This window comes from uncultured Paraglaciecola sp. (genome assembly GCF_913058035.1).
In the GTDB taxonomy this organism is placed as follows: domain Bacteria; phylum Pseudomonadota; class Gammaproteobacteria; order Enterobacterales; family Alteromonadaceae; genus Paraglaciecola.
In genome coordinates this window covers 1-22,978 of record NZ_CAJXPA010000070.1, presented here as the reverse complement: position 1 = coordinate 22,978, position 22,978 = coordinate 1, and the positions used below count along the sequence as shown (strand labels likewise).

The following is a 22,978-nucleotide window of genomic DNA, read 5'->3' as shown; positions in this document are numbered from 1 at the left end:
CCCTGTGTCACTTACATAAAACTACAGGAAACGAAGATGATTAAGCTAAATAAAATTGTAAACCTCATGGTAATGGCGGGTGTGGTTCATTATAGCAGCATAGCTTTTGCAGCCGACATACAAGTGAGTCAAGATTTTCAGTTCGCCAACCAAACTTCAGTTTCACAGCAAACAGATACTGGCCAAGCCAGAACTAATCCTGTGACAGGACCTGATTCATCGGCGCAAAGCAATAACGACGCCCAGGGAAATACGAATGCCCAGGCAAACACTGATAGCAGCGCTGAACAACAGCAAATTGCATCAGCAACGGATGAAAGTTATGAAGAGGCGAGTACTCAGTTAGGCGAGCTAAATACTGATTTAGCGTCGAATAGCTTGTTGAGTCTCAGCAGTACGGCAACCCAATCAACATCTGTGATTACTGCAAACAATTTGTCTACTGTATCGCAGCTTCAATTACCTTCAACGTTTAATGCAGAATCAGCAGAATCAGCAGAATCAGCAGAATCATTGGAGCCATCGGAACCATCAGAATCAATGAATGATTTTCAGGTAGTGCAACAAACAACGCCGATCGTGATGCTTGATGTACCTGAGCTTAGTAATGCTGTTGCCTTTGATAACACAGCCAACATTGGCAACAGCCTATCCGCAAATGTAGAGCAACTGGCAAGCTTGGAGCTTGCGTCACAAGCCTCTCAGATTATCAATCAGTCAGCTAATACTGCTGTTGCAAATAGTATTACAAATAGTATTACAAACAGCATTACAAACAGTATTACTAACAGCATTACAGATGGTATTAAGAGTAATGCTGAGAGCTCAATGGTGCAAACGATGAATAGTCAAATTGATACATTAGTGACTGAGCAAATGAATGCCGTAGTTGCCAATGCAACAGCAACTGAAGTGGCTAACACTATCAACAGTGACTTAGATTTGGGTATTTAAACTGACTAAATATCAATCATATGCCGGCGCAGTGCCGGTTTTCTTTTATACCTATGAGTGCTTAAGATGAAATTATTTTTTAGAAATATGCTATGCGTTCTTGCTTTAACAACAAGTTCGCTAACATTAGCAACAACTCAATCCAGCTTTAAACTCGATGGTGAAGTCGGTTGGGGGCTTATATTTAATTCTGCTTTGAGTGTCGATGAGTTGGATGAAGTGTCTTCACAAAGTGATGATGGCTATGAATTTAATGGGGCAGTTAAGGGCAAATGGCAATTAACTGATAAAACAAAGTTGTCCTCTAGTTATGCCTATAATCAAAAAACATACTATGAATATTCACAGTATGATTTAGCCTTACATCAGCTCAACATAGATGGCAGTTACAAGTTTAACCGCAGCGAAATTGGGTTACGTATCGACGGTGCTTCTGCTTCTCTAGCAGGAGAAACGTTTCTAAATTTTCAACAAGTAAGTTTTTACTTAGGACACTTTGTACAGCCCGAAACGTATTTACGTACCAGTGTTAAAACAAAAAATAAATATTTTGCTAAATTATCTGATCGTGATGCGATTGGGTTGGGGGTATCCTTTGACATATTTCACTTCATAAACAGTGCTAATACTATGCTAATGCTTGGCTTAACTGCCGAAAAAGAAGATACGCAGGATAACCAATTCACCTATTCTGGGATGGGAATTCAGACTAAAATTACTCATAAGTTCAGAGTGTTTGGCTTTAATTCTAAAGCGGGTGTTGGCTTGCGTTTTCAACGTAACGACTACCAAAGTATTGAAGTGGAGACCCTACCGGCCGAGGGTATAATTGAAAGAGATGAGAATAGGCAGGTAATAGAAGCTAACTGGGACCTACATCTTTTAGATAATCTTTCAGTGATGACAGAGTTGGAACATGGCGATTTTAATAGCCAACTCGAAAGCCAAACCTATCAGCAGACTACGGCCAGTGTTGGTTTAAAGTACACTTTTTAGATGCACTTTTAGATGCAGTTTTTAAATGCAGTTTTAAAAAGTACTTTCAACATAAGGCTAATTTCTTTCAATGCCACCTCTACCAAAAATAGGATCTCTTCCTTTGGGACCAAGGTCTATAGCTCGGTCAGAAAGGTTGGTTAAAACGGTGACCCTATTAAGTTTGTTATGTTTTTTGTGCTCAGCCAACAAACAGACAAGTGCTGCCGAAACCACAGGGGCTGCCATAGAGGTTCCAGACTCTTTACCTAAACCTTGTCGAGGTTGTGCGCTTAATACGTTCACACCTAATGCTGAATAATCTATATAGTCACCACGATTAGACCAGCGGTATGCTCGATGTTGTTGATCAAAGGCACTTACCGCGATGACGTTTTCATAACCAGCAGGATAAACTGTAGTGGCGGCTGGACCTTCATTCCCAGCTGCAGCAACAATAAAAGCGCCTTTACTAGTGGCGACGCTTATCACGCGTTCAAGGATACGATTATCAGGTCCAGCTAAGCTCATATTAATTACTTCAACATCCTGCTCAAGCATCCAATTTAAGGCTTCAATCATCGCACTTAAAGTGGCGCCTTGAGTAAATTCAGACTGACGGTAAAAAACCTCTGCTGAATAAAGTACCGCTTTTGGAAGTAAAGGTGTGAGTGCAGCGGTATTTCCAATTAGCACGCTAGCCACCGCGCTTCCATGTAAGGAGGGAGAAGATAGGTTGTTGGCTAAAAAAGATTTTACCTTTATGTTGGCCTTAGAAAATGCTCGGTGTGTTTTATCTATGGCACTGTCTATCATGCCAATGCGTAATAATGTCTCACACATGTGACTGTTGTTTAGCTTGATATCTGGACGTGTATGGCTATCTATGGGGAGGCTTTGCCGACTTTGTACTTGGTATATGTGATTGCGATCCAGGGTTGCGAAGGTGTCAGTAGGTAAGTGTTTTGCTAAAGCTTGTTTAGTATTTAATAAGACTGGTACCGTGAAGCGTAATAAGGTCAGGCCTAGACCAGCGTAGTATTGGCTTGATTCAATATTGGCGCCCAGCCTGATCAAAACTTGTTTACTGTGTGGGTCTGCCAATACTATCCATTGGTTTTCAACTGCTCTGAAACCGTCTTCTACTTCGACGTCCACTAGAATTGGGTTGCTTAGATCTGGGCCAATGGGGAGAAATTTAGGCAGCTTAGCAAGCGGTTCAGTGACTAGCTCTGATATTGGCGGTAATGTACTTAAGGAAAATGGAGGAGCACTTATAGATTGACCAAGACGACTTTCCACTTGCTGCGTGGTGCGTTGCAGCTGACCAACTTGTTTTACCAGTGTATCGGTATTCACAATTTGTGCGGATGTCGTGTGGCTGAAAACTAACAGACTGGCTAGGGCGACTCTATGTAGTGTCATGTAATCCTCGAACTAAAATAGTAAATATAAACAGTAAACGTTTCAGCAATAAATAAATTTCACTATTCTTGGAATAAAAATCAGGCCCATTCGTCATCCTTGTAAATGGGAATTAAAAAAAGAGTAACAACAATGAATGAATCGTTTGAAAATATCATACCTATGTTGCGACGTTTTGCCTATTCACTCACTGGCAGCAACGCGGATGCGGATGATTTAGTGCAAGCCACATTTGAAAAAATATTAACAAAAGGATTACCTGATGACGTAGAAATCCTTAAATGGGCGTTTAAAGTGTGTCGCAATGTATGGATAGATGAATATCGTTCACGTAAAGTCAGGCAAAACGCAACGCAAGCCCCAGAATTACAAGAGCAGGCAGCAGTAGAACAGCAAGATCAGTATGAGTCACAAGAATTGCTGATGACAGTCAATATTGCGATGAACACCTTGCCTCATGACCAGCGTTCAATTTTATCGCTGGTTGCCCTGCAGGGTATGGCTTACAAAGACGTGGCTACAATTTTGGAAATTCCAATTGGTACCGTCATGAGTCGCTTATCTAGAGCTAGAAACTCTTTGTTGAACTTGGTCAGGCCACAAGAGTCAGAGGAAAACGCATGAACATTAACGATGATATGTTAAGTGGATTTTTAGATGCAGAATTACCGTTAGAAGACATGGAACGAGTTCGATTAGCCCTCGAAACGGATGATAATCTGGTTATGCGTATGGCTGAATTAGCTCAAGTTGACCAGTGGGTGTTAGAACACGCTCAGCAAATTGACCAGACTGAGGTGTCACATAAAATGGTCACACTAGCACAACAACTGGACGGCATGGTCAACACTAGCAAGACGTTAAATAATGTAGTGCATATTTCAGCATGGAAAAAATGGACTGCTGATATAAAAGCACCTTATGCCATGGCAGCAGGTATTGCACTGGTGGCAAGTATCACTATGTTGAATTTGTCACAGCAAGCTTCGATCCCCAATTTTTCCAACAACATTGCGGCAGTGTTAGATACTGAATTAAGTGGAGAAACGTCTTACCTCGCTGATGGGAGAACGATAAAAGTTCAGTTGAGTTTTGCTAATCAGCAAAAACAACTGTGTCGCCAGTACCAAGTAACCAACGTTGATCGTCGCACTACCAACATTGCCTGTAAACGAACCAGTGGTTGGCAACTTGAAACCCAACATGCCGAGCAAGGCGAAACCATCACGGGCGATTATCAAACAGCCTCAAGAAACCAACAGTTGGAAGCAGTGATAGATACAATGATCAGTGGTTCGGCTTTTGATCGCGACCAAGAACAACAAGCAATCAATTATAAATGGCAATTTGAAGATCAAAATAGAGGTGAATTATGAAATATTTAATGACGATGGTAACACTTACCTTTTTATTTTCAGTATCAGGCTGTGCTTCAAAGCCTGATTACCGTTCGGCAACAAATGGCTCTGTGGGTTACAGTGAGCAAAAAATAACCGAAGACCGTTACCGAGTGCAGTTCAAAAGTCACTCGAAATTAGTGGCAGATGCATCAGACTATGCACTGTTGCGTTCTGCCGAATTGACTGAGCAGCAAGGTTACGACTGGTTTGTAGTGACCAGCAAAGAAACATTTGTGGAATCAGAAAAACAACAAACTAGATCGTCTATCGGTTTTTCGCAAACACGTCAGATGGAAAAAAATTGTGGATTATTGACCTGTGAAACCCGTAGTCGTCCATCCACTGCAGTGGGGGTAAACATTAATTCTGGCATCAATAATGACCGCAAAGAAGTCCACAGTATTTTAGAAATACGCATGGGCAAGGGCATAAAACCCAGTGAAAACAGCTACGGAGTTCAAGATGTTATTGATAATCTTAGTAAGAAGATAAACCAAAGTTTATAATTTTATGTAAAGCGAAATGTGACAAAGACGATTATTCAAGTCTACGTTAACAATACAAGAAAACTAATTTAATGGCATTTTAACATTATTTGTTAGGTGCCAAAATAAAGTTATCTGGACATTGAGGAGATAAAAGTCTTGGGTGGGTCTAGGTGCATTTAAGCAGTGTTTAGTAGTTAAGCAGTGTTTAGTAGTTAAGCAGTGTTTGGTAGTTAAGCATTGTTTGGTAGTTAGATAGCTGACTTCAAAGTATTAAGACTCGATAATTAATAAGCTTGCACCCCAAATTTCAACAGCAACCGCGGCAAAATATGATCTAAATTTTGCACATCAGCATCATCTAATTGTATGAGTTTTAATCCGTATTTTTCGTAGACTGCTAATTTTTTATCTTTGCGAGCCAGATATTTAAGATCACTACTATATCCCCAATACTCAATATAGACTTTGCCAGTTGGGATATAAAAGTCACAAAAAATATTTTCTTCAATAGGTAACTTACGCTCATAAGCGTGCACTATTTGAGCCATATACAGCCAGTTATCAATTAACATCTCAGCTTTAGAGTGAACATAGTGCCCGTCAGTCGCCCTGTGTTGAGTATCCATTTTTTTTGTAAACATTATTGCAGTTGATGTGTTCTTAGTACTGTCTGCCAGAAAAAATGGTGGGATATTCGTACCGTCAGCATCATTTATGGAGCCAAGCAACAACCTAGACTTGGTTATGGTTTCTGGCCACTTGACATAAGGCACGCCTGAACGAGTATCTTCACTTTGAATTGCACCTTGTTTAAGCCCTTGTTCAGTGACGACCCAACCTTTTAAACTCTTATTAACCCACCCAAGTTCTGAAAAGATATAATTTAATTTGTTTGCTGTGAGGCCCAATTCTTTGCCCATCTTAGTTGAACTAATCAGTTCAACTAAGATGTCAGGACTTTGATGCGCAGGTAATTGAGTGACATCAAAGTTTCCTGGCCACTCAATATAATTTCCCAATTTTATAGAGGCTTTAATCCTTCCACCTGCCAACTTACCCTTTGCAGTCAAGGCCCATTTATCGGATTGACGCACAATATAGTTAACTTCTTGAAGTTTAGCGAAAAGTGCCTTAGGTTCAAGACAAAGGCGCTTAGCTGTGGCAGTGGTAGAAAAGTAGTTAATGGTTCATTTCCTAAACAAAACTTAAAGAACAGTGTATCCGAATAGATTAACTAATCGCAATAACAATAGCATACAAAGCAATTTGCGATAAAAGTGCCAATTAACAGTCAAGCTAACTGTCAGTAAGCGCAGCATGTTTTTTGCATTATAATTTAGCTCTGGAAATGCTAAAAAAAACCGGCTTAAGCCGGTTTCCGAATGTTCTCTAGAAAGCTCATTGCTCCTAGCTTGGACAATAAATTAACTAACTAACTCTAAACTGTTGCACTGAGCTTTGTAATTCCTCAGCAAGCTTGGCTACTTCGTGGCTAGACTCAGACGTCTGATTCGCTCCGATCGTGGTTTCCTCAGCAATATTCACGATATTTTCAAGCTTTTCACTAATTTCTAGTGACACAACATTTTGTTCACGTGCAGATTGTGCAATTTGACTACTTACATCGTAAGCTTTATGCACTGCATCAGTAATAGATTCTAATGCTATTGTTGCTTTTTCAGTTTGTTCTACACAAATTGTTGTTTGCTCTTTGCCTTGATTCATGACATTTACCGCTTTTTCTGCACCAGCTTGTAAAACTTCAATCATCGAGTTAATTTCTTGTGTGGATTTTTGCGTACGACTTGCCAATGTTCTGACCTCATCAGCTACGACTGCAAAGCCGCGTCCTTGTTCACCTGCTCTGGCGGCTTCGATAGCTGCGTTTAACGCTAATAGATTAGTCTGATCTGCAACACCTCTAATGACATCTAATATACCGCCAATGCTGGCACTGTCTTGATGTAATTTGTTGATTACTTGCGCCGCTTCTTCCACGTCTCTAGCTAGTACCAATATAGTTCTTTTGTTTTCTTCAGAAATAACCTTAACTTTTTCTGCTTCAGAGTCCGCATGTTTTATTTGACTCAAAGTATCTTCTGCACTTTTTGTCACTACTTGCGACGTACTGTGCATCTCAGTTGTTGCTGCTGCAACTTGTGCGACTTGTGATTTTTGGTTTTGAATAGAGTGAGTAGTTTGTGCTGTAACCGCAGATGTTTGCTCAGCTGCAGCCGCTAATTGTGCTGCTCGAGAGCTAATACCAGTAATCAATGCTTTTAAGCTATCGATTAAGTTATTACAGTTTTTTGCTAAATCGCCAAACTCATCTTTCGCAGAATCATCTAATCTTCGAGTCAGGTCACCAGTGGATACAACTTGGAGTATTTCATTCACTTTTTGTAATGGTTTGATTATGGCCATTACAGTTCCATAAGCAATGCCTGCGGCGATGAGTACGGACACTATACCAATAACTATTGTGACCGTTTTACTTGTTGTAACTGAGTCAGCGACATCCTTCTTGGCATCTTTTGCTTTAGAGTCAGCTAGTATTAATAAATCGTTGAGTTTTTGAATGGCATTTTTAATATTCTGCTCTGAGGCTTTATATGTCGTATCAGCCTGCTTTCGACTATTCAAACGCTTAATTTGTGATTGAATTAAACCGTTAGGCGAAGAAATAGAATCGGTGACTTCTTCAATCAATTCATATAGTTCACTTAACGTGCCACTGTCATCTCTATCCCCTGCAGTGGTCTGAATTTGATTCGTTTTATCTTTAATTTGCTCGACTACTAATTTAACTTCATTTCCTATAGTGTCGGCTCTGACTAAGGTTTGAGTTTTAACATATTCAGCACCCACTGTTAATAACGAAGTGAGGTTGGATTCAAGTCCATTAGCTATTTTTACAGCTCTTAAAAGTTGGTCATTGTTTTGCACCTTTCTTAAATCTGCAAAATCCACAATCAAAGTTGAACTATCATCCGCATTATCTTCAATATCACCTAATACATTTAATACTTTATTGCCAAATTCTAGGTCTGCTTTTTTACTATCAAGTAACGTATTAATATTTTCTATATATTGCCGATAAATATTTTCTGTTTCGATTAGAGAGGCTCTTAAGTCCGGCTCTTTGCTGACCACACTAGTGAGGATACGTAATTCACTATTAAAATTACTTTGGCTAGTTTCGAATGCTATTTTTTTGTTTTTCAATCCATCAAGAGTGTCTTCGTAATAGGCTTCAGTGCTGAGACGGCCCATGTTCAAAAACGATACTTTTAATTGACTACTTCCGCTGACTGTTGGAAGCGCTAACGTATTCACCTCTTCAGTTGCACTGTCTATGCTAGATAAAAAGGACACCGCTACTACCCCTAATATGACTAGCAGCAGTGTAATAATTGCAAACCCACCCACGACGCGCTTAGCTACTGTGATTTTCATAGAATGGCCCTAAATTATGTTGGCAGTTTCAAGACTGACTTTATACTTTTTATAAAATGACTAATCTAACAAGCCAATAATGTTTTGATACTATAACTGACAAAGAAGATAATTATAGTGTGCGTATTTAGATATATAATCAACTATCGACTGCCATTAATTAATCTTGATGATTTACCGTATAAATTTCATTAGTCGATAGGTTCAGCATCGTCATTGTTTGTCCCCACACATAACCCGTATCTAAAGCACAGAACTGGCTTAAATTTGTGTTTCCATTTAAGGAAGCCCAATGACCAAAAATAACTCTTTCATCTGTTTTCAGTTTTTTGTTATCAACATTAAACCAAGGTGTGAGATTCTCAGGAGCTAAATCCGGGGAAATTTTGCAGTTGAAATCAAGGTTCCCCTTTTTTTCAATAAAACGCATACGAGTCATGGCGTTAACAATGAAACGCAATCTCTGATCTCCCAGTAAAGTTTTCTGCCAAGCTGCAGGTTGATTGCCGTACATATTGGCTAAAACCTTTTTCCAATCTTTACCCTGCAGTTGTTCACTGACCTCAATGCTGAGTTTAAGCGCTTTTTTAACCGACCATTCGGGATAAAGACCTGCATGAGTGACAAGCGTTTTTGGGCCGGCCATCAGTGCTAGCGGTTTGCCTCTTAGCCAGTTAATGTGATTTTTGATATTCGAGCTAGTAAGCAAAACATCTAGATTATCGCCGGGTTTCGCTTTACGAATACCTGCGTATATGGCCATTAAATTGAGATCATGATTTCCTAAAACAGTATCAAAATTATCTTCTAAGGAATACAAATAATCAAGGGTTTCAAGTGCTTGAGTGCCGCGACCGATCAAATCACCAACGGCGATCAAGTGATCTTTTGTAGGTGAAAATTCGACTTTTTTCAGCAGATTTTGTAATCCATCAAAGCAGCCTTGAATATCACCAACAATATAAGTAGACACCGTTTTAATTTAGTACGTTAGGAACGGCTAAACTAAAGACCTTGATAGGTGCGTCAAACTGTTCTCCATCTTCTCGTTGCATTTCATAGTGGCCTTGCATTGTACCTACTGGCGTATCTAACACTGCACCACTGGTGTAGTAAAAGCAATCACCAGATTTAATATGAGGTTGTTCACCTATCACACCAGGTCCTTGTACTTCTGTTTTTTTGCCATTACCATCTGTTATTAGCCAATATCGGTTAATAAGTTGCACTGTATGTTGGCCATTATTATGGATCGAAATTTTATATGCAAAAGCATACTTACTCTTATCAGGTATCTGATTTTTTAGATACTGAGTTTCAACTTTTATATCAACTTGAGTCATCTGTATTTCAACACTGCCATTTACATTGAGATTTATACTAAAGAGTCTACCGCATTGGCAATTTTTGCATACTGCTGCAACGATAAATTTTCAGCACGTAATTCGGGGTTAATATCTATATCGATGAGCTGTTGTTCGCTAAGGCTTTCTTTTAAGCTATTACGAATTGTCTTGCGCCTTTGGTTAAACGCCTGAGCACAGACTTTATGTAATGTGCCTTCATTTATCAAAGATACGGGTTTCTCTTGATGAGGAACCAATCTTACAACGGCCGAGTCCACTTTTGGGGGTGGGCTAAAGGCACTAGGCGGCACTTGTAAAACCGGTATTATTTGGCAATGATATTGGGCCATAACTGACAGGCGACCGTAGCTTTTATTACCTGGGCTGGCTGCTAAACGGTTTACCACCTCTTTTTGCAGCATAAAGTGCATGTCTTGAACTTTATTAGCAAAAGAAAATAAGTGGAACATCAAAGGTGTCGAAATATTGTAAGGAAGATTACCAAAAATACGTAAAGGTTTGTTACCTGATAATCCATCTTGCGATAAAAGCTGAGAAAAATCGTATTTTAGTGCATCAGCTTCAACAATATTAAGCTTATTGGCAATAAAAGGATGGGTTCTTAACCTTGCAGCTAAATCCCTATCGAGTTCAATTACAGTAAGTGAATCAACTAATTCGCATACCGGCTCAGTTAGTGCACCCAGACCAGGACCAATTTCAACCATGTGTTGGTCTTTCTGAGGTCCTATGACAGTGACTATTTGATCTATAACATAACTATCATGTAAAAAATTCTGGCCAAAACGTTTTCTGGCTGTATGACCTAAGTGTTGTTTACTCATTCTTTTTGCGCCGCTATTGATATGGCTTTTTCTATGGCTAGATTGAAGCTGCCCGCGTCTGCAAGACCTGAGCCTGCCAGATCCAATGCGGTACCGTGGTCTACCGATGTACGTATAAATGGGAGACCCAGGGTGATATTAACCGAGGCTCCAAATCCTTTATACTTTAAAACTGGAAGCCCTTGATCGTGATACATAGCTAGTACTGCGTCAGCCTGCTCTAAATATTTTGGATTGAAAATAGTATCAGCTGGCAAAGGTCCTGTGATGTTTAGGCCTTCAGCCCGCAGTGCATTCAACGCAGGTATAATCACTAAAATTTCTTCTTTGCCTATATGCCCATTTTCACCAGCATGAGGATTTAATCCACAAACAAAAATATGCGGCTTTTTAATCCCAAATTTTAACATTAAGTCGGTATTCACTATGTGAATTACCTTATGGAGACGTTCGAAGGTAATCGCCTTGGCGACATAAGCCAAAGGAATATGAGTAGTGGCGAGTACTACTCTGAGGCCTTCTGTCGCTAACATCATTACCACGTCGTTAGTATTAGACTCATTCGCAAAAAATTCGGTATGACCGCTAAAAGAAATACCGGCTTCATTTATAATACCTTTATGCACTGGTCCTGTTACTACGGCATCAAATTCACCATCTAAATTCTTTTTACATGCTTGGCGTAATGTTTCTACAACATAATGACCATTCTCGCTATCTAACTCACCACTTTTAACCGGTACTTTTGTTTTAATGTCGACCAAAAATAACTGCCCTGCAGGCAATGTGTGCACAGCACTTTTGTCATATGGTACTAAGGTAATGGCTAAATTTAATTGCTTAGCACGTTGCATGAGCATATCGCCATCGGCAAAGGCTACTAACTGCGCAGGCCATTGTTTAAGTGCAATACTCAATAATAAGTCTGGACCAATCCCTGCAGGCTCGCCTGGGGTGATCGCTAATTTTAGTGGTTTCAATTATGCGCCTTGCTGAACGAGTACTTCAATGTAAGCACTGGCACGTATTTCTCTCAACCAAACGTCAGACTCTTCAGAAAATTTACGTTGAAATAACAACTGATGAGCTTTTTCTTCTTTACGTTTTTCAGTCGCATCACCAACACGTTTATCAATTAACTGCATAAGATGCCAACCGTGTTGTGAACGAACCGGTGCACTAATTTCATTTACTTCTAAATTTCCTAAGGTATCTCGGAATTCAGGTACATATACATTTGGATTGGCCCAGCCTAAATCTCCACCTTTTAACGCAGACCCCGGATCAGCAGAATGCTCTTTAGCTAATGCCGCAAAATCAGCATCACCCGTTAATATTTGTTCACGAAATTTCTCAAGCATTTTTTGGGCTTTGTCATCACTTAAAATAACGGAAGGTTTTATGAGGATATGTCGTGAACTTACTTCGGTCACTTCGACTATCTCGATTCCTCTAAGCCCTTTGACCTTCAAAACATGAAAGCCAGCGCCACTTCTAATGGGACCAATCAAATCGTCTTTAGACTTTTTTTGCACTGCTTCAGCAAACAACGTTGGCATAGAGTTTATATTCATCCAACCCATGTCTCCACCTTCCAGAGCGCGTGAACCACCAGAAGACGCGGTGGCAATTCTTGAAAAGTCAGAACCGCTATTAAGTAATTCAATTACCTTATTTGCTCGAGTTTTAGCTTTTTCGATATCTTCATCTGTTGGCTCAGGTGGAAATTCAATTAAAATGTGGCCCAAGTTATATTCAGCTTGTTGCTCACCTTGTTCATCGATCAATTTTACTAAATTACTAATTTCTTGCTCGGTAATATAGACACGGCGGCGAACGTTGGCCCGACGCACTTCACCCAGTATTAGTTCTTTTCGGATATCTTCACGGTATGTATTGTAAGTTACACCTTCTTGAGCCACTTTTTCGCGAAACTGAGTAATATTCATGTTTTCGCCTTGAGCAATATTGGCGATGGTCTGCTCTAGCTGAGGGTCACTGATTTGGATACCCATACGATCTGCCATCTGCATTTGCAGATTATCCAATATTAGCTTCTCAATGGCCTGAGTTCGCAGAACCCGATCGGAAGGTAGAGTTTGATCGTTAAGCATAGCATTACGTTTTACAACGGTAACTAACTCGGTTATTTGACTCTCTAACACCACACCTTGGTCAACGATCACTGATACGCTATCTAATAGTTCAGGTGCTGCCTCTGTCTTAAGTGATAAGAAAGAGCTAATTAAAATGGCTACTACTATTACTTTCATGATTATCTTTACTTTTTTAGTTGAGGGTGATTTTTGGTTTCACACCTTAGGTGAATGCGAAGGTGAGCAGCTTTTAGTTAGCTCAAACCCAAATTAGTTCAATATTTCAGAGCGTCGATACGCAAACAACCCTAATCTTTAGTTTAATAAATAAGGGCGTCTATATCCAAACAACCCCTCTCTTAACAAGTTTCGCGTGGTGAAGTATACACGAAAGCTTGATTCGAATTCATTGGTACTTTGTGATCCATTAACATCAAAACGGTTACTTAAGTTACGCTGGGCAACAAAACTGATATTCCAACAGCACGACTCATATTGTACACCAGTATAACTCTCCACGGTCCTGTTTAGCTCTAAGTCATGATACCAACGTCCAACCCATTGCCAATTCTTAGCCATAGGCCAGCTGGCAGTGATACCCACTTGATTAATTTCCTCTGAAGATAAATCTCTTACATAGCGGTGGTTTATTTGCAAAACCTTGTTTTTGCCGAGCTGGTATTCTATCGATAAGCTACTACGTTCAATTTTATCAGTGATGGTAGAAACTTGAGCCTGAGTATTTACATACCATTTACTGCCTATCTTCCAGTCTAGCTCTGCGGCTAAGGCTGAACGGTCATCATCCTTTGAGGCGTCTACCACTTGATTGTCTTTCAAATAAAATATCTGCCCTAGGCTAAGTTTAAAGCGTTCTTGATTATTCTTATCAATAAATCTTGATGTCATACCTATCGTAATTTGATTATTATCGCTAATGCGATCAAGGCCAGTAAATTCCTGGCCTCTGAATAACCCAGAGAAGTCATTAAATAGTCGGGTTGTGTCATATAGACCAATATTACTTTGGTCTTCGAAGCTGGTGTATAAGTATTGAATTTTGGGTTCAAAGGTCTGAGTTGCCTGAGCTCCAAACCAGTGAGCAGGTCTTTCAAACGCCAAAGAACCATAAATTTTGGCTTGGCTTAAAGTACGGGTAACATTTTTTTTAAGTGCTAAATTTTGTATGTTTTCTTGAATGTACTGGGTATGTAAAACCGTAGCTTCTGCTAAAAACTCGCTCCATTCATTCCTATATGGATAACGCACCGTTGGAGCTATATGAAAACGGGTTGCTGTTGGATTATTTAATTCACCACTTTCAAAATACGCTAACTCTGAATTCACTGCAAACTCGGCACCTAGCCCCAATGGAGTTAAGTAGTTGAGTCTAACTTCGGGTAATGCACGATAACTATCTGGATGATCGCCTAGTACTTCAAAATCCCTGAATTGTGCAGTAACGTCTAAATCCTGTGTAAAGTAACTCACACCCAGTGTTTTGTATAAATGAGTATCTGCTCGATTATAATAATCGGAACCCAAATCGACGATATAATTGTCGTCACTTAGTCCATTAATATCAACATTGACTCGCCAGTTATCACCAATCTGCCCACTGTGTACTAGCCGATAAAAATAACGGCTCGCGTTATCATCTAAGTCTCGGTCATTAGATAAATATTCAATATTTGCCTGCCCAGATTGATTTTCGGTTAAATATCGGAATTCAGTTTTAAGCTGTAATCCACGTTCCGTCATCAACCTAGGGCTAAAAGTTAAGTCATAGTTGGGCGCAATATTCCAATAAATAGGCTGTTCAACACTCATACCAGTGGAACTATTATTAGAAATACTTGGGTAGAGGATTCCAGATTGTTTTTGCTCATTAACTGGGAAGGAAAAGTACGGCAAATACAGCAAAGGTATGTCTTTAATATAAAATCGTGCATGTTTAATTACCCCTCTTGATTGGTCAGGTGTAATTTTTATATTACTTGCTTGGATGCGCCACACTTCGTTATCCACAGGGCAAGAAGTAAAACTAGATTCTATAAGATTAATCCCAGCCTTCTCGCCCAAACCAATTTTTTCGGCCTTCCCGTGACCCTGTACTTTGTTTAGCTGATAAATTGAGTTTTTAATAAGCAACTCATTTGAAACCCTATTTAACTGAACACTTTGACTATACACAGTAATGTTGTCATCTTGAAAACTAACATTGCCAGTTGCATTCAAAGTTTGGGTCTGCCGATTGAGTAGTGCTTCATCAGCCTTTATTTTGGCATTAAAACTATCGATTTCTACACTACCTTTGAATCGAGCAAAAGTATCTTGACTGATTTCACTATCTTCAGACTTGACTTGAATTTGCCCTTCAAACAGCGAATTTTCAAAATTAGGCCCAGCCAAAGGAACAAAACAGACCTCTTGAGCATCCGCAAGGCCAATCGACATAAGCAAAAGACTAATAAATATGAATTGTTTGTTTTGTATACTAGACAAGTACAAAGTGGCCTAAAGTTGTATTTAAAACAGTGAGAAGAAACATAATTTTAAAGGTTTCAATGGGATTTACCAGTAAACTTGCAAAAAAAGCCATATTTCGCCATTCTTTACTCTTATAAAGTAATTAAATTTGTTTAACGAATAAGAGATACCCTTGGATATACCATTACCTTTCAAGCAACTTCGAAAGCAGCAATTACAGACTTGGATCAACCAGAACACAGACTTCGAGTGTAGTTCGTTGGAAACCGTTTCAGAAGATGCTAGTTTTCGTCGATATTATCGGTTTATTTACCGTGATCAATCAATTATTGCGGTAGATGCTCCGCCAGAAAATGAAAACGCAAGCCAATTTATTGCTGTGGCCAAAGCTTATCAAGCTGAAGGCGTAAAGGTACCTGAAATTTACACTTATGATCTTGAACATGGATTTTATATTCAACAAGATTTTGGCAATCGAATCTTTAGTGACTTCTTGACAGCGGACTCCTGTGACCAGTTATATTTCAAAGCATTAGCCAATATTCCGCTTATTCAAAACTGCCTATCCACAGAAAAAGCGCCATTACCCGTTTTCGATGGTCTGTTTATTGACAGAGAATTAAATATTTTTACCGAGTGGTTATTAGACAAATACCTGCAGTTAAGTCTCAGTCAGGCAGAAAAGTCCATGTTAAGTCAGACTTTTAATACAATAAAAGATTCATGTTTAATACAACCTAAAGTAGGTATGCACCGAGACTATCATTCACGAAACTTAATGTTGCTTGATGATAATAAAATAGGGGTGATTGATTTTCAAGACGCGGTGGTGGGACCTATTACTTATGATGCGGTTTCATTGCTTAGGGATAGTTATCAAAACTGGCCAAAAGAAAAAGTACTTGGATGGTTACAAAACTGGCATGCAGAATATTATGTTCAATATCCATGGACTGAATTTAAGATGTGGTTTGATTGTGTGGGTATGCAAAGGCATATTAAGATCGCTGGAATTTTTGCTCGTTTGTCCCTCCGTGATAAAAAAACCAACTACGTGTTAGATATCCCTCACACTTTGCACTACCTAATTGATGAAGCCAGTCAGTACCCTGAATATTTTGAGTTTTCAAATTTTGTTCGTGAGCGAGTGTTACCCAATGTTTTGCAAAAGTTAAAAGTAAATATCACAGGTCATAAAAGTGAAGATTAACACCGCGATGATCTTGGCCGCGGGAAGGGGAGAGCGAATGCGCCCCTTAACTGATTCCATCCCTAAACCGCTATTGAAAATTCGAGGTAAACCCTTGATTGAATATCACCTTGAATCGCTTAAACGTTCTGGATACCAGCGAGTGATTATCAATCATGCATGGTTAGGCCACCAAATTGAAAATGTTTTAGGAACTGGAAAACGTTTTGGCCTCGATATATTTTATTCTGTTGAAAGCCAGGCGTTAGAAACAGCTGGAGGAATCGTTAAAGCGATGCCATTGATTTGTCCTAATTCAGATGATGAAATGTTTGTTGTGATCAATGGCGATATTTTCACTGACTTTGATTTTGACAGACTGCCACCTTACTTATCCGAAGGGATAGAGGCGCATTTGGTTATGGTTAATAATCCTAGCCATAATCCGGCTGGAGATTTTTATTTTGAAGGACATAGATTACACCCCAATCAAGGATGTAAACTAACATTTAGTGGGGTGGCCGTTTATCGTAAAAACTTTTTTGCGCAAGTGCAGTCTGGTGTGAAACCATTAGCTCCTATGCTACGAGCAGCAATTAACCAAGAGTTAATTAGTGCGCAACATTTCACTGGGAAATGGGCAGACGTGGGCACACCCCAACGATTAAACGAATTAAATAAAAAAAGTTAACGGAAGCAGATGATAGGTAAAATTTTAGGTACCATTTTTGGTTTTATGTTTGGGCGTATCCCAGGTGCGGTTTTAGGTTTTATAGTCGGACATATGTTCGACAAAAACTATAGCAAAAAATTTAATCAAACGGGTGGATTTAACCGTTTTTTTGCCAGTAAAGATGAATTTAAAACCCAAGCTGTTTTTTTCCACTGCTTATTTTCGGTGATGGGGCATGTTGCCAAAGCAGATGGCAAGGTGAGTGATGTCGAAATACGCATGGCTAGTACTCTGATGGATCAAATGAACCTTGAAGGCGAGGTGCGTAAAGAGGCGCAACAAGCCTTTAGGGATGGCAAAGCTGAAAACTTTGCATTGAAACAAACAGTTCAAGAGTTTAAAGAATCTTGTCATGGTCGCCGCGATATTTTGCAGGTGTATTTAGAAATCCTCATTCAAGCGGCTTATGTTGATGGTAAGTTGGATAGATCAGAACAAGCTATTTTAGAAACGGTATCTCAATATCTAGGATTTAGTCAGCACGATTTACTCTATCTATTGTCAGCATTTGAAGCAGAAATGCGCTTTAGACAAGGTGGGGGGGGTAAACAAAACACCAATGGACAAAAGTATTCGCCTCAACAATCCTTGGATGATGCCTATAAAATTCTGGGTGTTAAAACATCTGACGATGATAAAAGTATCAAAAAAGCCTACCGAAAGTTGATGAGTGAGCACCATCCAGACAAACTCGTTTCAAAAGGTTTGCCTAAACAGGCGCTGGAGCTTGCTAAGAATAAAACACAGGATATTCAGTCAGCCTACGAAATGATAAAGGAAAAGCGTGGGTTTAAATAAGTACTGACTTGCATCCAAATAAAATACATTAATTTATCACTGCGCTGCGTTTTAATCGGCCCCTTATTTTTTATTAATTTCGCACGGCCTTGTAAAAAGTGAGGTATCACACCTATGGTTCTAGGTGCGTACAATACTGTTAATCTTTAAAAACAAAAAGAGTCAACGTTGAAGGTTGATGCCCATGATTTAAAATATAGTGACAGATACGGTATTAATTTAAATCAAAACGGTCTGCGTTCATCACTTTTGTCCAAGCTGCAATAAAGTCCTGAGTAAACTTTTGCTGTGAATCGTCACAAGCATAAACTTCTGCATTAGCGCGCAACTGGGTATTGGAACCAAATATCAAATCGGCTCTAGTTGCTGTCCACTTTAATTCACCGCTAAGGCGGTCACGCCCCTCAAATAACTCTTGGTCATCTGAGGTTGCCTTCCATTCAGTCGCCATATCTAACAAGTTAACAAAAAAGTCGTTAGTGAGCGTTTCTGGACGAGCGGTCATGACACCATGTTGTGTTTGTTCAAAATTGGCATTAAGAGCGCGCATTCCACCCACTAAAACTGTCATTTCTGGTACTGTTAGGGTCAGTAGTTGAGCACGGTCGAGCAATAACTCTTCCGACGATACGGTGAAATTGCCTTTCATATAATTGCTAAACCCATCTGCATTTGGCTCAAGCACTGCAAAAGCTTGCACGTCTGTTTGAGCTTGAGATGCGTCGGTACGTCCGGGTGCAAAGGGCACGGTGGAACTATTACCAGCATTTTGGCTAGCCTTTTCTATGGCTGTGCAGCCTCCAAGTACAATCAAGTCAGCTATAGATATCTGTTTATCACCGGATTGATTAGCGTTAAAGTCTTGATGAATGAGAGTGAGAGCAGCCAATACCTTGGTTAATTGTTCCGGTTGACTGGATTCCCAGTCTTTTTGTGGCGCCAGGCGTATTCTTGCGCCATTTGCTCCTCCACGTTTATCAGATCCTCTAAAAGTCGAAGCTGATGTCCAAGCGGTATACACCAATTCAGAAATAGTTAATCCAGAATCCAATATCTGACTTTTAAGACGGGTAATATCTTTATCATCAACAAGCTCATGAGTAACAGCAGGGACTGGGTCTTGCCATATCAATTCTTCTGAAGGCACACAGTTACCTAAATAGCGTGAAATGGGTCCCATGTCTCTGTGAGTTAGTTTGTACCAGGCACGCGCGAATACATCGGCAAAAACTTCAGGATTTTCATGGAAGTACTTTGAAATAGGCGCATAAATAGGATCTAATTTTAAGGCCATATCTGCCGTTGTCATCATTGGAGCAAAGCTTTTTGCTGGGTTATTTGCATCTGGCACTGTGCCTTTTGCGGAGGCAGACGTTGGGGTCCATTGGTGTGCACCAAATGGACTTTTGGTTAGCTCCCAATCATAACCAAGTAAAACATCGAAGTAGCCGTTATCCCACGTTGTAGGATCTGTTGTCCATGCGCCCTCTACACCACTAGTTATAGTATGCTCACCTTTACCGCTGCCAAAACTACTTTTCCAACCTAGTCCTTGTTCTTCTATACTTGCGCCTTCTGGAGCTGGGCCAATATATTCTTCACCCGCTGCACCATGGCATTTCCCAAATGTATGCCCTCCCGCAGTAAGGGCTACAGTCTCTTCATCGTCCATTGCCATTCTGGCAAACGTTTCACGAATATCGTGCGCTGAAGCAAGAGGATCTGGGGTGCCATTAGGGCCTTCAGGGTTAACATAAATGAGCCCCATTTGAACAGCTGCAAGAGGGTTTTCAAGTTCACGTTCGCCACTGTAACGTTTGTCACCAAGCCATTCGTCTTCAGAACCCCAATAAATATCTTGTTCGGGTTCCCAAATATCTTCACGACCACCAGCAAAACCGAACGTTTTAAATCCCATAGAGTCAAGCGCACAATTGCCCGTTAATACTATCAAGTCTGCCCAAGAAATTTTATTTCCGTATTTCTGTTTAATAGGCCAAAGGAGTCGACGGGCTTTGTCAAGGTTGCCGTTGTCTGGCCAACTATTAAGAGGTGCAAAACGTTGTGAACCAGCACCAGCACCCCCACGTCCGTCTCCAGTGCGATAAGTACCTGCACTATGCCAAGTCATACGGATGAAAAATGGACCATAATGACCATAATCAGCAGGCCACCAGTCTTTGGAATCTGTCATCAACTCATGTAAGTCGTTTTTTAAGGCATCCAGATCAAGTTTGTTAAACTCCTCAGCATAATTAAAAGACTCTCCCATAGGGCTAGAACGCGAAGAGTGTTGATGAAGAATATTTAGATTTAATTGATTTGGCCACCAATCACGATTGTCTTTAGCAATTCCTGAGTTTTTTGTCATCGAACCATGCATAACTGGGCATTTCCCGATACCTTTATTATTATCACCTTTATTATCACCTTTATTCTCATTCTGCATATTTTTCTCCTGAGCTAGTTATATTGATTTACAAGTCAGCTAATAAAATTATGTTACCTATATTTCCCAATACTATATTAGTAGGTTATTGGTTAGATAGTGACATATAACAATCGATTTTAGCTATCTATATAGCTGTTCTTAATCTTTTTATTTATGATGATTAAGGTTAATTAAGCCAATCTTCAGTTTTTGTTCATGCTTTTCGTTCCACAATGATTGAAACTTTGAAAAGGAAAATAAGATGAAAAACTTAAGTTTATTAATGTTGTGCGGTCTTTTTTTATCGAGTGCTACATTGGGGAGAGAATGGAATACAGAAAATGAGAGTTGGAGTGTTCAGTCATCAGAAAAACAATTTGAGGATAAAAGTGGAGTGATCTACAAAGCTTCTAAGTATGCTCAAGGCAATACCTTATCTTCGATGCCTAGCACTCAGTTAAAAACAGTAGCAAATGACACCCATAAAAAAATGGAACTGGCTAAAATGTTAACCGTAAGACCAGAGGCAAAGGCTTTTAATCAAGAGTTTTGGATTTTTGATGCTTGGGTTGAATTTTATAGTGATGATGATGGAGACGGATATTTTAATCATTTCTCGGTTGAATTTGACGCCGATACTGGATATTCCGCAGCAGAAGTGTATGCCAGATTATACTTGGGTAAAGACGAAGTATTTAGGGAATATCACAGTACCTCTAACTTCAATATCTTTTCTGATAATAGCAATGATAGTTTTGTGGTGGAATCTGAATTATTAAACGGTTTTTCTTCTGCCGAATATGAGGTGTTAATTGAGTTGTATGATGCCTATAGCGATGAACTAGTGGCTGTTTATGACGGAAATGATGACGCAGATTTATTTTTATTATCTATTGAAAGTCAAGAGTATGAAACAACTCAGGGTATAATTGTTCATGAACACGGTGGCAGTGTGGGTCTCTTGGGACTGTTATTGATACCTTTGTTGCTAATGATGCGTAAATACAAAAAAAGAGGTTAAATTAAAGTAGCTCTTTAAATTGTGGCTTTGAAATTTTAGAAACTCAAAGCCACCTTAACTTGTTTTTTTTGCATCGTTATCAACCACTTCAGTTGTAACTTTTTGGACTAATTTCACTCGACCATATTTAACTAGGCTGTCTCTTAGTACATATTCTATCTGGGCATTGACGCTGCGCAGATCATCATCTGCCCAGCGTTGCATAGCTGCCAATACATCAGCATTTATTCTAAGAGGAAAAGCTTTTTTAGACATTATGTTCCCAGTAAGGTAAGCACGCTCTTTTCACTTGATTTCACTTGACGCTAATATAAGCTGCCACTATTAATGATGGGTTGAGCATTTTTATCTCCACACAATACCACCAACAAATTGCTGACCATCATCGCCTTGCGTTCTTCGTCAAGTTCTATGACACCTCTCGATTTGAGTCTATCCAGTGCCATTTCAACCATACCAACTGCACCCTCCACAATCTTACTGCGAGCAGCAATGATGGCGGTAGCTTGTTGCCGTTGTAACATAGCACTGGCAATTTCTGGTGAATAAGCCAAGTGGCTGATTTTAGACTCATGCACTGTTAAGCCTGCTTTACCCAAACGCTCTTGGATTTCTTGTTTTAAAATTTCAGAAATATGCTGAGGATGACTGCGCAGCGCAATATCAGCACTATCATCATCTTGCGGGTCGTAGCAGTAACTGCTTGCCATATTTCGAAGTGCCGACTCAGTTTGAATAGTAACGTAACTTTCATAGTCGTCCACCTCAAACATGGCCTCAGCCGAGTCAGTCACAGACCATACCACTATGGTGGCGATTTCTATGGGGTTACCTAAGTTATCGTTAACCTTTATTTTGGCCGATTCGAAGTTGCGAATACGCAAAGACACCGTTTTGCGCATAAAAAATGGGATAGTCCAGCGAAGGCCGTTACGTTTTTCAGTGCCTACATAGCTACCAAATAAGGTCATGACTTTAGCTTGATTAGGTTGCACCATAAAGAAGCCAGCCCAGCAAATGAGCACAATGATGGAGCACACAATACTAACGGGGATCAATATTTTATTCGCAAGCATTAAACCAAAACTAATTTGTAGTAAGGGCAAAACAACAAAAAAAGCCAAGTACCCATTAATCGAAAACCCTTTTTTTTCGCTAATCATGAAAAACTCCTGTTTGATATCATTATGAACCTCCTCTTATACATATCTCCTATCCCACTATTCCTTTCTACATTTCTTATTCCTTCTTTTTCTTTCTTTTTCCTTTCCTCTTTTTTCTCTTTCTTCCTTTCTCTTTTTTTTTCTTCTTTCTTCTTCTTTCTTTTTTTT

At 39.6% G+C, this 22,978-nt stretch carries 21 protein-coding genes; 9 read left to right on the top strand and 12 right to left on the bottom strand.

Translation table 11 applies throughout. The annotated features are described in order from the left end of the window. Together QZ562_RS10915 and QZ562_RS10910 are read left to right on the top strand one after the other, a co-directional pair. Window positions 1–954, top strand: a 954-nt coding sequence (locus QZ562_RS10915) for a hypothetical protein (RefSeq protein WP_293759844.1), incomplete at its 5' end; no start/stop codon positions are given. 66 nt (window positions 955–1,020) lie between these two features. Beyond that, on the top strand, window positions 1,021–1,950 hold the full coding sequence (locus tag QZ562_RS10910; protein WP_293759842.1) for a surface lipoprotein assembly modifier: 930 nt from the start codon (window positions 1,021–1,023) through the stop codon (window positions 1,948–1,950). Window positions 1,951–2,007: 57 nt separating this feature from the next. Here QZ562_RS10910 and QZ562_RS10905 read toward each other — a convergent pair whose 3' ends face one another. Beyond that, window positions 2,008–3,354, bottom strand: a complete 1,347-nt coding sequence (locus QZ562_RS10905) for a S8 family serine peptidase (protein ID WP_293759840.1) — start codon at window positions 3,352–3,354, stop codon at window positions 2,008–2,010. Window positions 3,355–3,486: 132 nt separating this feature from the next. On the opposite strand from QZ562_RS10905, the gene QZ562_RS10900 reads away from it, so the two are divergent. The 3 genes from QZ562_RS10900 to QZ562_RS10890 are packed head-to-tail and all read left to right on the top strand — an operon-like array spanning window position 3,487 to window position 5,260. Continuing rightward, complete coding sequence (locus QZ562_RS10900) at window positions 3,487–3,978, top strand: RNA polymerase sigma factor (protein WP_293759838.1); 492 nt, start codon at window positions 3,487–3,489, stop codon at window positions 3,976–3,978. Further along, complete coding sequence (locus QZ562_RS10895) at window positions 3,975–4,730, top strand: hypothetical protein (RefSeq protein WP_293759836.1); 756 nt, start codon at window positions 3,975–3,977, stop codon at window positions 4,728–4,730. The genes QZ562_RS10900 and QZ562_RS10895 overlap by 4 nt, the downstream gene beginning before the upstream one ends. Then, a complete protein-coding gene (locus tag QZ562_RS10890) occupies window positions 4,727–5,260 on the top strand; it encodes a hypothetical protein (RefSeq protein ID WP_293759834.1) in 534 nt (177 codons plus the stop codon). Before QZ562_RS10895 ends, QZ562_RS10890 begins: the two co-directional genes overlap by 4 nt. A 266-nt stretch (window positions 5,261–5,526) precedes the next feature. Here QZ562_RS10890 and QZ562_RS10885 read toward each other — a convergent pair whose 3' ends face one another. The 8 genes from QZ562_RS10885 to lptD all read right to left on the bottom strand — a co-directional run bounded on the left by QZ562_RS10885 (window position 5,527) and on the right by lptD (window position 15,490). After that, window positions 5,527–6,336, bottom strand: a complete 810-nt coding sequence (locus QZ562_RS10885) for a glycerol kinase (RefSeq protein WP_293759832.1) — start codon at window positions 6,334–6,336, stop codon at window positions 5,527–5,529. Window positions 6,337–6,670: 334 nt separating this feature from the next. Continuing rightward, window positions 6,671–8,698: a methyl-accepting chemotaxis protein gene (locus QZ562_RS10880; protein ID WP_293759830.1), complete on the bottom strand. Its 2,028-nt coding sequence runs from the start codon at window positions 8,696–8,698 to the stop codon at window positions 6,671–6,673. A gap of 160 nt (window positions 8,699–8,858) precedes the next feature. Continuing rightward, window positions 8,859–9,671, bottom strand: a complete 813-nt coding sequence (locus tag QZ562_RS10875; RefSeq protein ID WP_293759828.1) for a symmetrical bis(5'-nucleosyl)-tetraphosphatase — start codon at window positions 9,669–9,671, stop codon at window positions 8,859–8,861. A gap of 4 nt (window positions 9,672–9,675) precedes the next feature. After that, a complete protein-coding gene (gene apaG / locus QZ562_RS10870; RefSeq protein ID WP_293759826.1) occupies window positions 9,676–10,041 on the bottom strand; it encodes a Co2+/Mg2+ efflux protein ApaG in 366 nt (121 codons plus the stop codon). Between the two features lie 32 nt (window positions 10,042–10,073). Further along, the gene (gene rsmA, locus QZ562_RS10865) at window positions 10,074–10,889 is read right to left on the bottom strand and encodes a 16S rRNA (adenine(1518)-N(6)/adenine(1519)-N(6))-dimethyltransferase RsmA (RefSeq protein WP_293759824.1); all 816 of its coding nucleotides are present in this window, start codon (window positions 10,887–10,889) and stop codon (window positions 10,074–10,076) included. Next, on the bottom strand, window positions 10,886–11,869 hold the full coding sequence (pdxA, locus tag QZ562_RS10860; protein ID WP_293759822.1) for a 4-hydroxythreonine-4-phosphate dehydrogenase PdxA: 984 nt from the start codon (window positions 11,867–11,869) through the stop codon (window positions 10,886–10,888). Before pdxA ends, rsmA begins: the two co-directional genes overlap by 4 nt. Next, the gene (gene surA, locus QZ562_RS10855) at window positions 11,870–13,162 is read right to left on the bottom strand and encodes a peptidylprolyl isomerase SurA (RefSeq protein WP_293759820.1); all 1,293 of its coding nucleotides are present in this window, start codon (window positions 13,160–13,162) and stop codon (window positions 11,870–11,872) included. Window positions 13,163–13,300: 138 nt separating this feature from the next. Then, on the bottom strand, window positions 13,301–15,490 hold the full coding sequence (gene lptD / locus QZ562_RS10850) for an LPS assembly protein LptD (protein WP_293759818.1): 2,190 nt from the start codon (window positions 15,488–15,490) through the stop codon (window positions 13,301–13,303). A 157-nt stretch (window positions 15,491–15,647) separates the two neighbouring features. Between lptD and QZ562_RS10845 the strand changes: the two genes are divergently transcribed. The 3 genes from QZ562_RS10845 to djlA are packed head-to-tail and all read left to right on the top strand — an operon-like array spanning window position 15,648 to window position 18,195. After that, window positions 15,648–16,685: a phosphotransferase gene (locus QZ562_RS10845; RefSeq protein WP_293759816.1), complete on the top strand. Its 1,038-nt coding sequence runs from the start codon at window positions 15,648–15,650 to the stop codon at window positions 16,683–16,685. Further along, on the top strand, window positions 16,675–17,355 hold the full coding sequence (gene murU, locus QZ562_RS10840) for an N-acetylmuramate alpha-1-phosphate uridylyltransferase MurU (RefSeq protein WP_363315350.1): 681 nt from the start codon (window positions 16,675–16,677) through the stop codon (window positions 17,353–17,355). The genes QZ562_RS10845 and murU overlap by 11 nt, the downstream gene beginning before the upstream one ends. 9 nt (window positions 17,356–17,364) lie before the next feature. Next, window positions 17,365–18,195, top strand: a complete 831-nt coding sequence (gene djlA / locus QZ562_RS10835) for a co-chaperone DjlA (protein WP_293759814.1) — start codon at window positions 17,365–17,367, stop codon at window positions 18,193–18,195. Between the two features lie 214 nt (window positions 18,196–18,409). On the opposite strand, the gene katG is transcribed toward djlA, so the two are convergent. Next, entirely contained in the window at window positions 18,410–20,644 is a 2,235-nt protein-coding gene (katG, locus tag QZ562_RS10830) for a catalase/peroxidase HPI (protein ID WP_293759812.1), read from the bottom strand. Between the two features lie 244 nt (window positions 20,645–20,888). On the opposite strand from katG, the gene QZ562_RS10825 reads away from it, so the two are divergent. Further along, the gene (locus QZ562_RS10825; protein ID WP_293759810.1) at window positions 20,889–21,647 is read left to right on the top strand and encodes a choice-of-anchor H family protein; all 759 of its coding nucleotides are present in this window, start codon (window positions 20,889–20,891) and stop codon (window positions 21,645–21,647) included. Window positions 21,648–21,701: 54 nt separating this feature from the next. Here the strand turns inward: QZ562_RS10825 and QZ562_RS10820 are convergent, their stop codons facing one another. Next, the gene (locus QZ562_RS10820) at window positions 21,702–21,905 is read right to left on the bottom strand and encodes a hypothetical protein (protein ID WP_293759846.1); all 204 of its coding nucleotides are present in this window, start codon (window positions 21,903–21,905) and stop codon (window positions 21,702–21,704) included. A 47-nt stretch (window positions 21,906–21,952) separates the two neighbouring features. Beyond that, a complete protein-coding gene (locus QZ562_RS10815; protein ID WP_363315351.1) occupies window positions 21,953–22,807 on the bottom strand; it encodes an SPFH domain-containing protein in 855 nt (284 codons plus the stop codon). Between the last annotated feature and the right edge of the window lie 171 nt (window positions 22,808–22,978).

Bases quoted from the DNA above. Each gene is read 5' to 3' on its own strand.
- QZ562_RS10890 (WP_293759834.1), top strand. From the start codon at position 4,727: ATGAAATATTTAATGACGATGGTAACACTTACCTTTTTATTTTCAGTA.
- djlA (WP_293759814.1), top strand. From the start codon at position 17,365: ATGATAGGTAAAATTTTAGGTACCATTTTTGGTTTTATGTTTGGGCGT.
- QZ562_RS10905 (WP_293759840.1), bottom strand. From the start codon at position 3,354: ATGACACTACATAGAGTCGCCCTAGCCAGTCTGTTAGTTTTCAGCCAC.
- QZ562_RS10910 (WP_293759842.1), top strand. From the start codon at position 1,021: ATGAAATTATTTTTTAGAAATATGCTATGCGTTCTTGCTTTAACAACA.
- apaG (WP_293759826.1), bottom strand. From the start codon at position 10,041: ATGACTCAAGTTGATATAAAAGTTGAAACTCAGTATCTAAAAAATCAG.
- QZ562_RS10895 (WP_293759836.1), top strand. From the start codon at position 3,975: ATGAACATTAACGATGATATGTTAAGTGGATTTTTAGATGCAGAATTA.
- katG (WP_293759812.1), bottom strand. From the start codon at position 20,644: ATGCAGAATGAGAATAAAGGTGATAATAAAGGTGATAATAATAAAGGT.
- rsmA (WP_293759824.1), bottom strand. From the start codon at position 10,889: ATGAGTAAACAACACTTAGGTCATACAGCCAGAAAACGTTTTGGCCAG.
- QZ562_RS10900 (WP_293759838.1), top strand. From the start codon at position 3,487: ATGAATGAATCGTTTGAAAATATCATACCTATGTTGCGACGTTTTGCC.
- QZ562_RS10880 (WP_293759830.1), bottom strand. From the start codon at position 8,698: ATGAAAATCACAGTAGCTAAGCGCGTCGTGGGTGGGTTTGCAATTATT.
- QZ562_RS10825 (WP_293759810.1), top strand. From the start codon at position 20,889: ATGAAAAACTTAAGTTTATTAATGTTGTGCGGTCTTTTTTTATCGAGT.
- surA (WP_293759820.1), bottom strand. From the start codon at position 13,162: ATGAAAGTAATAGTAGTAGCCATTTTAATTAGCTCTTTCTTATCACTT.